15 protein-coding genes are annotated in these 11,912 nt (G+C 64.2%); 9 read left to right on the top strand and 6 right to left on the bottom strand.

Going from position 1 to position 11,912, the window contains the following annotated elements; genetic code table 11:
• The first annotated feature begins 38 nt into the window (after nt 1-38).
• From GDR53_RS10440 to GDR53_RS10415, 6 genes are all read left to right on the top strand, one after another.
• Entirely contained in the window at nt 39-941 is a 903-nt protein-coding gene (locus tag GDR53_RS10440; protein WP_193334456.1) for a carbohydrate ABC transporter permease, read from the top strand.
• On the top strand, nt 938-1,765 hold the full coding sequence (locus GDR53_RS10435; RefSeq protein ID WP_193334455.1) for a carbohydrate ABC transporter permease: 828 nt from the start codon (nt 938-940) through the stop codon (nt 1,763-1,765). Before GDR53_RS10440 ends, GDR53_RS10435 begins: the two co-directional genes overlap by 4 nt.
• A complete protein-coding gene (locus GDR53_RS10430; protein WP_193334454.1) occupies nt 1,762-2,820 on the top strand; it encodes an ABC transporter ATP-binding protein in 1,059 nt (352 codons plus the stop codon). Before GDR53_RS10435 ends, GDR53_RS10430 begins: the two co-directional genes overlap by 4 nt.
• Nucleotides 2,821-2,829: 9 nt before the next feature.
• The gene (locus GDR53_RS10425) at nt 2,830-4,743 is read left to right on the top strand and encodes a glycoside hydrolase family 127 protein (protein ID WP_193334453.1); all 1,914 of its coding nucleotides are present in this window, start codon (nt 2,830-2,832) and stop codon (nt 4,741-4,743) included.
• 152 nt (nt 4,744-4,895) lie between these two features.
• Nucleotides 4,896-5,732: a DUF72 domain-containing protein gene (locus GDR53_RS10420; RefSeq protein WP_193334452.1), complete on the top strand. Its 837-nt coding sequence runs from the start codon at nt 4,896-4,898 to the stop codon at nt 5,730-5,732.
• A 78-nt stretch (nt 5,733-5,810) separates the two neighbouring features.
• The gene (locus GDR53_RS10415) at nt 5,811-6,320 is read left to right on the top strand and encodes a disulfide bond formation protein B (protein ID WP_193334451.1); all 510 of its coding nucleotides are present in this window, start codon (nt 5,811-5,813) and stop codon (nt 6,318-6,320) included.
• 2 nt (nt 6,321-6,322) lie between these two features.
• On the opposite strand, the gene GDR53_RS10410 is transcribed toward GDR53_RS10415, so the two are convergent.
• The 5 genes from GDR53_RS10410 to GDR53_RS10390 form a co-directional block, all read right to left on the bottom strand.
• Nucleotides 6,323-6,607 carry a type II toxin-antitoxin system RelE/ParE family toxin gene (locus GDR53_RS10410; RefSeq protein ID WP_193334450.1) on the bottom strand — a complete coding sequence of 95 codons (285 nt, stop codon included), beginning with the start codon at nt 6,605-6,607 and terminating at the stop codon, nt 6,323-6,325.
• The gene (locus tag GDR53_RS10405) at nt 6,607-6,858 is read right to left on the bottom strand and encodes a type II toxin-antitoxin system ParD family antitoxin (protein ID WP_193334449.1); all 252 of its coding nucleotides are present in this window, start codon (nt 6,856-6,858) and stop codon (nt 6,607-6,609) included. Before GDR53_RS10405 ends, GDR53_RS10410 begins: the two co-directional genes overlap by 1 nt.
• 67 nt (nt 6,859-6,925) lie before the next feature.
• On the bottom strand, nt 6,926-7,483 hold the full coding sequence (locus GDR53_RS10400) for an HNH endonuclease (protein ID WP_193334448.1): 558 nt from the start codon (nt 7,481-7,483) through the stop codon (nt 6,926-6,928).
• An 89-nt stretch (nt 7,484-7,572) separates the two neighbouring features.
• Nucleotides 7,573-8,232, bottom strand: a complete 660-nt coding sequence (locus GDR53_RS10395; RefSeq protein WP_193334447.1) for an alpha/beta hydrolase — start codon at nt 8,230-8,232, stop codon at nt 7,573-7,575.
• Nucleotides 8,229-8,888: a DNA-3-methyladenine glycosylase family protein gene (locus GDR53_RS10390; RefSeq protein ID WP_193334446.1), complete on the bottom strand. Its 660-nt coding sequence runs from the start codon at nt 8,886-8,888 to the stop codon at nt 8,229-8,231. The genes GDR53_RS10395 and GDR53_RS10390 overlap by 4 nt, the downstream gene beginning before the upstream one ends.
• A gap of 13 nt (nt 8,889-8,901) precedes the next feature.
• Here GDR53_RS10390 and gluQRS point away from each other — a divergent pair, with 13 nt between their 5' ends.
• Entirely contained in the window at nt 8,902-9,765 is an 864-nt protein-coding gene (gene gluQRS / locus GDR53_RS10385) for a tRNA glutamyl-Q(34) synthetase GluQRS (RefSeq protein ID WP_193334445.1), read from the top strand.
• On the opposite strand, the gene GDR53_RS10380 is transcribed toward gluQRS, so the two are convergent.
• Nucleotides 9,762-10,709, bottom strand: coding sequence for an NAD-dependent epimerase/dehydratase family protein (locus GDR53_RS10380; RefSeq protein ID WP_193334444.1), 948 nt, complete (start codon nt 10,707-10,709; stop codon nt 9,762-9,764). The two genes, gluQRS and GDR53_RS10380, sit on opposite strands and share 4 nt — an antisense overlap.
• Nucleotides 10,710-10,797: 88 nt before the next feature.
• Between GDR53_RS10380 and GDR53_RS10375 the strand changes: the two genes are divergently transcribed.
• Together GDR53_RS10375 and GDR53_RS10370 are read left to right on the top strand one after the other, a co-directional pair.
• Complete coding sequence (locus GDR53_RS10375; protein ID WP_193334443.1) at nt 10,798-11,688, top strand: LysR family transcriptional regulator; 891 nt, start codon at nt 10,798-10,800, stop codon at nt 11,686-11,688.
• Between the two features lie 19 nt (nt 11,689-11,707).
• Complete coding sequence (locus GDR53_RS10370; protein WP_193334442.1) at nt 11,708-11,908, top strand: twin transmembrane helix small protein; 201 nt, start codon at nt 11,708-11,710, stop codon at nt 11,906-11,908.
• Nucleotides 11,909-11,912 lie beyond the last annotated feature (4 nt).

Below are 11,912 nucleotides of genomic sequence, written 5' to 3'. Positions count from 1 at the left end.
TGGCCGGCATTTTCTGTTCAGCTCCCTTGGAGGATACGGTGTCGCGATTTTTCAGCTGGCTGCGGGACGGGGTGGGGTTTGATATCCTGCTGGTCGGCGCTGCCCTGCTTTTCCTGCTCGCTCTGGCCGGCGCGCCCCTAGTCTACAATGTGCTGATGAGCTTCCAGCAGGTGGACATGTTCACCCTGGGCGAGCTGTTCCGCCCCTTTGTCGGCTTCGACAATTACGTCGCTGTGGTGCAGCAGCCCGAATTCTGGCTGGTGACGCGCAATACACTGGTCTTTGTCTTCGGCTCGATGACCGGCCAGTTCGTGCTCGGCTTCGCGCTGGCGCTGTTTTTCGCGCAGGATTTTCCCGGCGCATCCACCATTCGCGGCCTGTTCCTGGTCTCCTGGGTCATGCCGGGCCTCGTGGTCGGCGGCATCTGGAGCTTCATTCTCGCTGGCGACTATGGCGTGCTCAACGTCATCCTCAAGGCGCTCGGCATTATCGACGCCAATGTATTCTGGAAATCGGACCCGAACTTTTCCATCTGGGCCGTCATCATTGCCAATATCTGGCTGGGCCTTGCCTTCAACATGCTGCTGCTCTCGGTGGGGCTGGCCGCCATTTCGCGCGACCTCTACGAGGCGGCCGAACTCGATGGCGCCAACGCCCTGCAACGCTTCTGGACCATCACCCTGCCGCTGATGCGCCCGACCATCGGCGCCGTGCTGTCGCTCGGCCTGATCGGCACGCTGCAGCAGTTCGACCTCTTCCCCGCGCTGACCGAAGGCGGGCCGGCCAATACTTCCAACGTTGCCGGCTACTGGTCCTGGCAGCTCAGTTTCCAGCTCTACGATTTCGCCAAGGGCGCCACGGTATCGGTGATGATGTTCCTGCTCGTGCTGTTTGCCTCGGTCGTCTATGTCCGCTCCACCCGCCACGAGGTGCGCGGATGACCCGGACCTATACGCCCTGGATCCTGCTCACCGTCGCCCTGGCGCTGGCCGCGGTCTACCTGTTCCCGCTCTACTGGATGTATGTCACCAGCCTCAAAACCGGCTCGGAAATGTTCGCCAATCCGCCCACCTTCTGGCCCAACAATCCCAATCCGGGCATCTATCCCGAGGTCTGGGCCCGGCGCGCCATGCCCACCTATCTGTGGAACTCGGTGCTGATCGCCAGCGGCGTCACCGCCATTACCGTGGTGCTGGGCACCGGCTGCGCCTATGTGCTGGCCCGCTATCGCAACAACTGGATCGATGTCGGCCTGTTCTTCGTGCTGATGCTGCAGGTGCTGCCGGCATCGGTGATGATCACGCCGCTCTTTGTCGGGTTCAACCAGGTCGGCCTGCTCAGCTATCCGCGCACAGCGGTCGTGCTGGCGGCGGCGGCCAAGGCCATGCCCTTCTTCGTGGTGCTGGTCCGCGCCACCTTCATGAGCGTGCCGCGCGAACTTGAAGAGGCCGCTTTGGTGGACGGCAATTCGCGCGTCGGCGCCTTCTTCTTCATCGTGCTGCCTTTGGCCCGCAACGGCATCCTGGTCTGCGCCATCCTCACCTTCATGAGCGCCTTTGGCGAATATATCTACTCCAAGTCGATCATCCAGAGCCCTGCTTTGCAGCCGGCCAGCGTTGGTCTCTCCGGCTTTCTTGGCCCCAACTCCACCGACTGGAGCGCCATCATGGCCTATTCGGCCATCTATGTGACGCCGATCCTTGTCGCCTTTGTCATCCTGCAGCGCCGCATCGTATCCGGCCTCACCTCGGGAGCCCTCAAATGACCGCTCAGATCGAAATGCGCGATATCCAGAAGCATTATGGGATTTTCCACGCTCTCAAGGGCATTTCCCTGACCATCGACAAGGGCAGTTTCGTCGCCCTGGTCGGCCCCTCCGGTTGCGGCAAGTCCACCCTGCTGCGCGCCATTGCCGGGCTGGAATCCATCAGCTCGGGCGAGCTGCGCATTGCCGGCAAGGCGATGAACGGCGTGCCGCCCCGGCACCGCGACATTGCCATGGTGTTTCAGAGCTATGCGCTCTATCCGCATATGACGGTGGAGGAGAACCTCACCTATTCCCTGCGCCTGCATGGCGTGAACAAGGCTGACGCCAAACAGAAGGCGGCCGAGGTGGCGGCCACGACCGGGCTGACGAGCCTGCTGGGTCGCTATCCCCGGCAGCTGTCCGGCGGCCAGCGGCAGCGCGTGGCCATGGGCCGCGCCATCATCCGCAATCCCAAGGCGTTTCTCTTCGACGAACCGCTGAGCAATCTGGACGCCTCGCTGCGCGTGCAGATGCGCAAGGAAATCCGCGCTTTGCATGACCGGCTCGGCGCCACCTCGGTCTATGTCACCCATGACCAGATCGAGGCCATGACCATGGCCGACTGGGTCGTGGTCATGCGCGATGGCATCATCGAGCAGCAGGGCCGCCCGCTCCACCTCTATGACAGGCCGGTCAACCGCTTTGTGGCCGGCTTCATCGGCTCGCCGGCCATGAACTTCCTGTCTGGTCACATTGCCGATTCCGGCACTGGCGTGGTGCTGGCCGATGGCGCCGGCACCCTGCCGCTCGATCGCCAGCTGCAGCCGGGAACGGCGGTGATCGCCGGCATTCGCCCCGAGCATCTCGATGTGGCCGAGGACGGCGCCACCTTCCACCTCGATATCGGCGTGGTCGAATCGACCGGCTCGGCCACCTATCTCACCTCGTCCGACGGCAATTTCCAGCTCGTCCAGTCCGAGCGGACCAGCCTCGTGTCAGGCGATCGCCTTGGCCTGCGCATCGACCCCGCCAAGATCCACCTCTTTGATCCCCAGACCGGCATCGCCCTTTAAGGAACTGTCATGTCCCGCTACACTGCCGTGCCATTCCCCCAGGTCAAGCTCGAGGGCCAGTTCTGGCACGAGCGCCTCGACACCGTGCTCGACCGCACCGTCCCCAGCCAGCACCGCAAGCTGGGCGAATACGGCATCCTCGATTCCCTCAAACTCCCCGATCCGCCGCCGCCCCTGCGCTTTCCGCGCCATGCCAATGGCTTTACCGTCCAGGTGTTCTGGGACAGCGATGTCGGCAAGTGGATCGAGGCGGCCAGCTATGCCCTGGCCCATCGCCGCAATACCGATATCGAAGCCAAGATCGAGGCCGCGATCGACGATCTCGAGAAAGCCCAGGCTGACGATGGCTATCTCAACTGCTGGTATCTCGGCCACGAGCCGGACAAGCGCTGGACCAATCTGCGCGACAACCACGAAATGTATAATGCCGGCCACCTGCTCGAGGGCGCCGTCGCCTATTTCCAGGTGACCGGCCGAAGGCGCTTCCTCGACATCATGGAGCGCTATCTCGAGCACATCTATGCCAGTTTCGGCACCGGGCCGAACCAGCGCCGCGGCTATGACGGGCATGAGGAAATCGAGCTGGCGCTGATGAAGCTCTATTATCTCACCGGCGAGAAGAAGCACCTGGACTTTGCCGCCTACCTCATCAACGAGCGCGGAAGGCAGCCGCCGCACTATTTCGATGTCGAACGCGAAAAGCGCGAGGGCGGCGACAGCCGGCAGCCCTATGTCTTCGCCAATTACGAATATTCGCAGAGCCACAAGCCGGTGCGCGAGCAGGACAAGGTCGTCGGCCACGCCGTGCGCGCCATGTATCTCTATACCGCCATGGCCGACCTCGCCGCCGAGCTCGACGATGCCGGCCTCAAGCACGCCTGCGAAGTGCTGTGGGACGACGTGATGGAAACCAAGATGTATGTGACGGCGGGCCTTGGCCCCTCGGCGCAGAACGAGGGCTTCACCCATGATTTCGACCTGCCCAACCAGACCGCCTATGCGGAAACCTGCGCCTCGGTGGCGCTGATCTTCTGGGCGCAGCGCATGCTGCATCTCGATCTCGACGGCAAATATGCCGACATACTCGAGCTCGCCATGTTCAACGGCGCCCTCAGCGGTCTCAGCCGCGACGGCGAACATTATTTCTACGCCAATCCGCTTGAAAGCGACGGCACGCCGACCCGCTGGGACTGGCATACCTGCCCCTGCTGCACCATGAATGTCAGCCGGCTGGTGGCCTCGGTGGGCGGCTATTTCCTCTCGACCGCAGCAGACGGGGTGGCCTTCCACCTCTATGGCGGCATTGACACCGAGGTCGAGATTGCCGGCACCATGGTGGGCCTGCGCGAAATCTCGACCTATCCCTGGAGCGGGGACATCCGCATCGAGGTCGAACCGGTGGTGCCGACCACGTTTGACCTCAAGCTGCGCATTCCCGGATGGAGCCGGGGCGCCAAGGTTGCGGTCAATGGTGTTTCTGTCGACATCGCCGAGGCGGTCAATGGTTACCTCACCATCCATCGCGACTGGTTCGCCGGCGATGTGGTGACCCTGGACCTGCCCATGCCGCCGGTGCGGCTCTATGCCCATCCCGGCGTGATCATGGATGCCGGCCGCGTGGCGCTCAAGCGCGGTCCGCTGGTCTATTGTCTCGAGGAAGTCGACAATCCCGGCGGGAGGGTGCAGCGGCTCAAGTTGCCCCGCAAGGCCGAGCTCATGGCCGAGACGCGGGCGGACCTGTTTGACGGCATCGTTGTGCTCACCGCCCAGGCCGCCGCCATTGACGAGCATGACTGGCAGACGCTCTACCGCACCACCCCGCCGCAGGAGACGCCGGCCAAGCTGACCGCCATACCCTATTACTTGTGGTCCAACCGGGGCCAGGGCTCCATGATGGTCTGGGTGCCAGAGCAACAGGGCTGAGGCACCGCCCTGCCACACCGCCAGGCGGCGCTTGGACGAAACGATGGAAACATCGCGCGAAATAGAGCAGTTTGGGGATGCGGCGATCGCGGCTGCCGGACCGGCGCGGCGGTCGTCAATATCCCGGGCACTGCCCGGGCGACGGAGGGTCGATGATGGGTCGTCAGGGTATCGCGCGCACCGGCACGGCCGGCTGGGTCTTTGCGGCCTGGCGCGGCACGTTCTATCCCGACGGCCTGGTGCAGAAGAACGAACTGGCCTTTGCCAGCTCGCGCCTGTCCAGCATCGAGATCAACGCCACCTTCCGCGCCAACCAGAAGCCGGCCAGCTTTGCCAAATGGGCCGACGAGGCCGGGGATGGTTTTGTCTTTGCCGTCAAGGGCCCGCAACTGGTCACCCATATCAAGCGGCTCAGGAACTGCGAGGTCGAACTCGCCAACTTCTTTGCCTCCGGCCCGCTGGCACTGGGCGCCAAGCTGGGGCCTTTCGTCTGGCAACTGCCGCCCAACCTGGCCTTTGACGCCGACGTGCTCGGGACCTTTGTGGCCCTGCTGCCCAGGACCCCCGCCGACTATCTGGCCCTGGCCGGCAAGGCCGATGCGCGGCTCAAGAGCGAACCGTTTCTGGACATCAACAATATTGGTCCGCTGCGCCACGCCATCGAACTGCGCCATCCCAGCTTTGACGATCCGGCCGTCAACGCCCTGCTGGCCCGGCACAATGTGGCGCGCGTCATCGCGGACACGGTGCAGAGCCCGCAACGCGACCTCACCGCCGATTTTGCCTATTGCCGGCTGCAGGGCCCTGCCCGCGCCGATGCGACCGGCTATGAACCGGCCGATATTGCCGACTGGGCCAAGACCATTGCCGGCTGGACCGCTGCCGGCACCGATGTCTTTGCCTATTTCGTGCATGAGGACAAACTGCATGCCCCCGCCAATGCCATCGCCCTGCGCCAAGCCATGGGCCTCGCTTTGCCGGGCGACTGATCAAAAACCTGTTGTTCTCTGGCCATGCTGAAAACGGCAGGCTAAGCACTGTCCAAGCGTCACCCTGAAAGCTCCTCCATGCCCGCCTCGATTTTTCGCCCGCTCGACAAGAAAGCGGCCGGCCTCGCCTTCGTGCTGGGCCTGGCCACCATCGCTGCTGCCTGGGGCAGCCAGATCATTGGCGGGCTTTACCCCTGCGAGCTCTGCCTCGAGCAGCGCATGGCCTATTATTATGGCCTGCCGCTGCTGGCCGCGGTGCTGATCACCTGGAACCGCCTGCCGCTGATGGTCTGGTACATCGCCATGGCCATCGTCACCGCGATCTTCGCCTGGGGCATCTATATGGGCGCCTACCATGCCGGCGTCGAATGGGGCTTCTGGCCCGGACCCACCGCCTGTACCGGCATTGGCGAGGCCATGAGTTTCGACGCGCTGAGCAGCATGGAGCCGGTCATCGGCTGCGACGTGGTGCAGTTCCGCTTTCTCGGGATTTCCCTGGCCGGCTATAATGCACTGATCTCGCTGGCCATCGTGGCACTGTTGGGCCTGTCGATCTGGGCCCAGGCACGGCGGCACAAAAGGGGCTGACGTTAGAGCGTCAGGCTGCCAATATCCCTCGCGGCATGGATGACGCGAATGATCCGCACGCTGTCCTCCAGTACCCGATAGAGGACGAGGCAATTGCCGACGGGCATGCGCCGGATGTCTGTCAATTCCTGCTGATATGGGTAGCGACGACTGTCGGCAGCCAGTGAACGACAGGCAGCGCGCAGTTCGACCACGAATGTCCGGGCGCGCCCGCGACTATCAAAGGCAATATAGTCGCCGATTTCGGCCAGGTCCCGCAGGGAAGCCGGAGCGTAAACGACGCGCATCAGTCACGCTTGTCGGCGTAGCGAGCCTCCAGCTCGCTGAATACGTCTTCTTCTGACAGCCACCCGACCGCATCGGCCTCCGCTGCAGCAAGCTTCAAACTTGCATCGAGCTCCTGGAACCGCGCCTCGCGCTCCTGCACCAGGCGCACGCCTTCGCGCAGCACTTCGCTCTTGGAATTGTAGCGGCCGGTGGCGACGAGGTCGCTGACCGCCTGTTCGAGGGCCTCGCCCAGTTCTGCACTGATCGCCATGATGGGATGCTCCACTTGCCTGTGACCAATAATAGTTATTGGTCGCGTTACCGGCAAGAGGCTGGACCTAGGGCTCGAGCTCGATATCCCAGTAGAGATAATCCAGCCAGCTCTGGTGCAAATGATTGGGCGGGAAGGCCCGGCCATTATTGTGCAGGTCATGCACCGTGGGATGATAGGGCGCCTGATGCGGGAACATCTTGATCTCGCTGGGCATCCGATTGGCTTTTTTGAGATTGCACGGCGCGCAGGCCGCCACGACGTTTTCCCAGGTGGTCTGGCCACCCTTGGACCGGGGAATGACGTGGTCGAAGGTCAGGTCGTCGCGCGTGCCGCAATATTGGCAGGTGAAGCGATCGCGCAGGAAGACGTTGAAGCGGGTAAAGGCGGGATTGCGCGCCGGCTTGATATAATCGCGCAGCGACACCACGCTGGGCAGCCGCATCTCGAAGCTGGGCGAGTGGATGACCGTGTCGTATTGGCTGACGATATTGACCCGATCCAGGCACACGGCCTTGATCGCGTCCTGCCAGGACCAGAGCGACAACGGGTAATAGCTGAGCGGCCGGAAATCGGCGTTCAACACCAGAGCGGGACAGGCCTCAGGCGACACGTGGATGGTCACTAGAGTCTCCCGGAAAGGGAATCGAGTAAGTCCATATCCCCCTTATACTAGGCCCTTTGTGTCAGCCCTGTGAAGCGGGGGGACAGAGCTTATTTTGCGGCAACGCGGGCGATGAAAGTGCTGGCAAATTCCAGCCCGTCGGGGGCAATGGTATGCCCCGCGCCGGGACTGACATGGTAGGCCACGTCATAGCCGGCGGCTTCCAGCGCCTGCGCCGCATCCGCGCTGCGCTCCGGATCGACCACGGTATCGGCATCGCCATGCACCAGGCAGATCGGCGGCTTGCCGGCGCTGGCCGTCCCGAAGCCTTCGGGTGGCAGCAGGGCGCCGGCAAAGGCGACAATGCCCATCAGCGACTGCGGCAATGCCAGCCCGACATGCAGCGCCATCATGGCGCCCTGGCTGAAGCCGACCAGCAGCGTATCCTGCGGCAGGATCCCCGTCTGTGCCCACATGTCGTTGAAAAATTGCTCAAGGATCGGCCGCGCCTGGAGCACCCCGGTCTGGCGCGACGCCAGCCGGTCCCCGGCAAAGTCGACCTCGAACCACTGATAGCCCTCGCCAAAGCCGTCGCAGGGCGCTGGCCCGTTGGGCGCCACGAACAGGGCATCGGGCAGCGTATCGCGCCAATAGGGCACCAGCCCGATCAGGTCATTGCCATCGCTGCCATAGCCATGCAGCAGCACCACAGCCTGCTTGGGCTGGGTCCCCGAGGCGGGCAGCAGCATGGGGCCGGACAGCTTGGTCACAACAGGATTCCTTCCCGGTCACGCATGACCGCAAAATAGCGCCAGAACAACAGCGCTGCGGCCGAGCGATAGGGCGCCCAGGCGGCAGCAATGCCGATCATGTCCTTGATGGCGGGCCGAGCGTCAAGCCCGAGCCCGTGCTGCACCGCCTTGAGCAAAGCCAGATCGCCGGCCGGAAACACATCGGGATGGCCGGCGCAGAACATCAGATAAACCTCGGCCGTCCACGGCCCGATGCCCTTGTGCGCGATCAGATAGCGCACGGCGTCCCCGGCCGGCAGGGTCTCGAGATGATCGAAATCGAGTTCGCCAGCCACCATGGCTTCGGCAATGGCGCGCACGGTACGGAACTTGCCGCCGGAAAATCCCGTGGCACGCACCGCCTCCTCGCTGAGGGTCAGATAGGCCACCGGATCGAGCGCGCCGGGCAGTTGCGCGAATCGCCCCCAGATCGCCGCGGCGCTGGTGACCGACAATTGCTGGCCGGTGATCACCTTGGCCATGCCAGCAAAGCCGGGCGGGTTGATGCGCGGCGCGACGGGCCCGGCAAAATCGCGCACGGCCGCCAGGCGTCGATCCATGCCCACCAGCACCTCGATATGGCCGGCAATCGTCTCGGCACTGTCGATACGCGGTGACGGCGGCAAAGGGCTCATGTAGAAAACCCCGGTGTCGCAAAAACGCTCAAAACCGCTCCTTCGCTTTGCCCCCAGCCCCAATGGAAGGCTGCATCTCGGTCACGCCTTTTCGGCGCTTTACACGTGGCAGGCCGCCACCGCCCTCGATGGCGCCGCCCTGCTGCGCATCGAAGACATCGACAGCGAGCGCTGTAAACCCGAATTCACCGCAGCCATCTACGAGGACCTGGCCTGGCTGGGTCTTGATTGGCCAAAGCCGGTCATGCAGCAGTCCGAGCGCCTCGATGCCTATGCCGAGGCCGGCAACGCGCTGCGCGACCAGCAGCTGCTCTATCCCTGCTTTTGCAGCCGCACCGAGATTGCTGCGCTCGCCACCCACACCGATCCCGACGGCGCCCCGCTCTATCCGGGCACCTGTCGCCACCTGCACCGCGGCGAACAGATCGAGCGGCTGCAACGCGGCGATCCGGTGCAGTTCCGGCTGGACAATGAGGCGGCCCAGGCGCGGGCGGGCCTACTGACCTTTTCGGTGGTGGGCCCGCTGGTCACCGATCGCCCGCAGATCCGCTATGCCCGGCCCGGGCGCTGGGGCGATGTGGTGCTGCAGCGCAAGGGTAGTCCGGCCAGCTATCATCTCAGTGTCGTCGTCGATGACGCGGCCCAGGCCATTACCCATGTGACGCGCGGTCGCGACATGGAAGCGGCGACCGACCTGCACATATTGCTGCAGATGCTGCTCGGCCTGCCCACCCCGATATATCACTTCCACCGCCTGATCCTGGGGGATGACGGCCGAAAGCTCGCCAAATCCAAAGGCTCGCCATCGCTGGCGAGCCTGCGTGCAGATGGCTGGACGCCCGACGATATCCGCCGCGCGGTCGGCCTGCCGTCCTAGCCAGCCGCCTGGGCCGGCGCCAGTTCGCGCACGGTCGCCGCCACCGCCACCTCGAAGGGCGTGGTGAAACCGGGGCCGAGCAGGGCATCGAGCCGCGGATCGACCAGTTCCATCTCGTTGCGCCAGATGTAGCGCATGCGATAGATGTCGCGCATCATCGGCATCACCAGGCCGAGGACGCCCAACTGCCACCAGGCCAGCGGCGCGACGGTGACCTTCCTGGCCAGCGTGCTGGCAATCGCCCCCATCATCTGCCCATGCGACACGAAATGGCCGGCAAAGTGGAAGTTCTCGAACGGCGCCAGGCGGGCGCGCTGCTCGGCCAGGACGACCAGAGCGCGGCCCAGATCGGGCAGATAGGCCCAGCTGTGGCGCAGCTTGAGGTCGCCGAGATGGGCGATTTTGTCCCGCTGCACATTGGCCAGCATGGCCTGTTCGAACCATTCGCCCCGATTACCCGGTCCGTAATAGTCGCCGCCGCGCAGGATGATGGTCTGGAAGCCATGCGTCGCGGCCGCCCGGGCCAGCATGGCCTCCAGCCGGATGCGGATCTCCCCGCGCGGCGCCTCGGCGCTTTGCGCCGTGGCCGGCGAAACCGTGCGGTCGCTGGCGCGGTAATTGTAGATGGTGCCGGGGAACAGCAGCGTCTTGCCCCTGCCGTTCATGGCGTCGATCACGCCCTGCAGCTGCGCTTCGGCCCGGCCATTGCCCCATTGGTCATAGGGCAGGTGCAGGCCCTGTACCACCACATCGGCATCGGCAATGGCCCGCGCCAGCACGGCGCCGTCATTGGCATCGCCGATAACCATTGTTGCGCCGCTGACCGGGCGGCGATTGCTGCGGGCCAGCCCGGTCACTGCCCACCCGGCATCGCGAAACGCCACCATTGCCGCATGGCCGAAATGACCATTGCTGCCCAGAACTGTTACCTTACCCTTGTTCATTGTCATCTCCATCAGGTTGATGACGGCGACAATGCGCGCTACAATAATTTATGGCGATTGGCAGAAAATGAGGGTTAGACATTCAAGAATGAATAGAGAGCCTGACTGGTCCCTGTGGCGCAGCTTTGCCGCCGTCGTCGAGCATGGCTCGCTGTCAGCCGCCGCCCGGGCCCTGCGCCTCAGCCAGCCCACGCTGGGGCGCCACATCGAAACGCTGGAGGCCCAGCTTGACCTGCCCCTGTTCGAGCGCACGCTGACCGGGCTCAAGCCCAATGCCGCGGCCCTGGCGCTGCTGGCCCCCATCACGCGGGCCCAGGCGGCCCTGGCCGAGGCCACCATGATGGCCGAGGGCGCCCAGGACACCGCCGGCGGCACGGTGCGGATCACCGCCAGCGCCATGATTTCCAACTATGTGCTGCCCGACATCCTGGTGACGGCCCGGGCGCGCTACCCGCAGATAGCGCTGGAAATCGTGCCGTCCGATTCCTCGGAAAACCTCCTGCTGCGCGAGGCCGATATCGCCATCCGCATGTTCCGCCCCACCCAGCTCGAACTGGTCACCCGGCACCTGGGCGACATCGCGCTGGTGCCCACAGCCCATGAGCGCTATCTGGCGCGGCGCGGCCGCCCCAGCAGTCTGGACGAACTCTGGCAACATGAGCTGATCGGCTTTGACCGTTCCGACGCCATCATCGAGCACGCCCGCCGGCTCGGCCACGCCATCACCCGGGACAATTTCCCGCTCCGCTCGGACGATCAGCCCCATCTGTGGGAGCTGATCCGCGCCGGTCTCGGCATCGGCTTTGGCCAGGCCAATCTGGTGCGCCGCACCCCGGCCATGGTGGCGCTGCCGATCAATCTGGCCATACCGCCGCTTGAGGTCTGGCTGACCACGCACAGGGAATTGTTCACCTCACAGCGAATTCGTGCCATCTATGATGCTCTGGCCGACGGTCTTGTTGCGTATATCAATGGCTAGACAGTTTCAGTAGGACATCATGCAGACCGCCCTCAATCTCGCCATCGCCATCGCCCTGATCTTTGTCGTCGCCGTACTCGGCATGGGCCTGTGGAACATGCTCAAAGCCGGTCCCGGCAATACCAGCCAGCGCCTGATGCGGCTGCGCGTCATGGGCCAGGCCGTCGCGCTCATCCTGCTGATGGGCGCGCTGTTCTTCTTTGGCAGCGGCCGGGGCTAGGTCG

This window comes from Devosia beringensis (genome assembly GCF_014926585.1).
GTDB classification, from domain to species: domain Bacteria; phylum Pseudomonadota; class Alphaproteobacteria; order Rhizobiales; family Devosiaceae; genus Devosia; species Devosia beringensis.
Note: the sequence above shows the minus strand (reverse complement) of the source record. Positions and strands in the feature narration are given on the sequence as shown.

Coding starts and splice junctions, on each gene's coding strand:
- GDR53_RS10420 (WP_193334452.1), top strand. CDS start 4,896: ATGATGGGTCGTCAGGGTATCGCGCGCACCGGCACGGCCGGCTGGGTC.
- GDR53_RS10430 (WP_193334454.1), top strand. CDS start 1,762: ATGACCGCTCAGATCGAAATGCGCGATATCCAGAAGCATTATGGGATT.
- GDR53_RS10370 (WP_193334442.1), top strand. CDS start 11,708: ATGCAGACCGCCCTCAATCTCGCCATCGCCATCGCCCTGATCTTTGTC.
- GDR53_RS10405 (WP_193334449.1), bottom strand. CDS start 6,858: ATGGCGATCAGTGCAGAACTGGGCGAGGCCCTCGAACAGGCGGTCAGC.
- GDR53_RS10390 (WP_193334446.1), bottom strand. CDS start 8,888: ATGAGCCCTTTGCCGCCGTCACCGCGTATCGACAGTGCCGAGACGATT.
- GDR53_RS10375 (WP_193334443.1), top strand. CDS start 10,798: ATGAATAGAGAGCCTGACTGGTCCCTGTGGCGCAGCTTTGCCGCCGTC.
- GDR53_RS10380 (WP_193334444.1), bottom strand. CDS start 10,709: ATGAACAAGGGTAAGGTAACAGTTCTGGGCAGCAATGGTCATTTCGGC.
- GDR53_RS10425 (WP_193334453.1), top strand. CDS start 2,830: ATGTCCCGCTACACTGCCGTGCCATTCCCCCAGGTCAAGCTCGAGGGC.
- GDR53_RS10415 (WP_193334451.1), top strand. CDS start 5,811: ATGCCCGCCTCGATTTTTCGCCCGCTCGACAAGAAAGCGGCCGGCCTC.
- GDR53_RS10435 (WP_193334455.1), top strand. CDS start 938: ATGACCCGGACCTATACGCCCTGGATCCTGCTCACCGTCGCCCTGGCG.
- GDR53_RS10410 (WP_193334450.1), bottom strand. CDS start 6,607: ATGCGCGTCGTTTACGCTCCGGCTTCCCTGCGGGACCTGGCCGAAATC.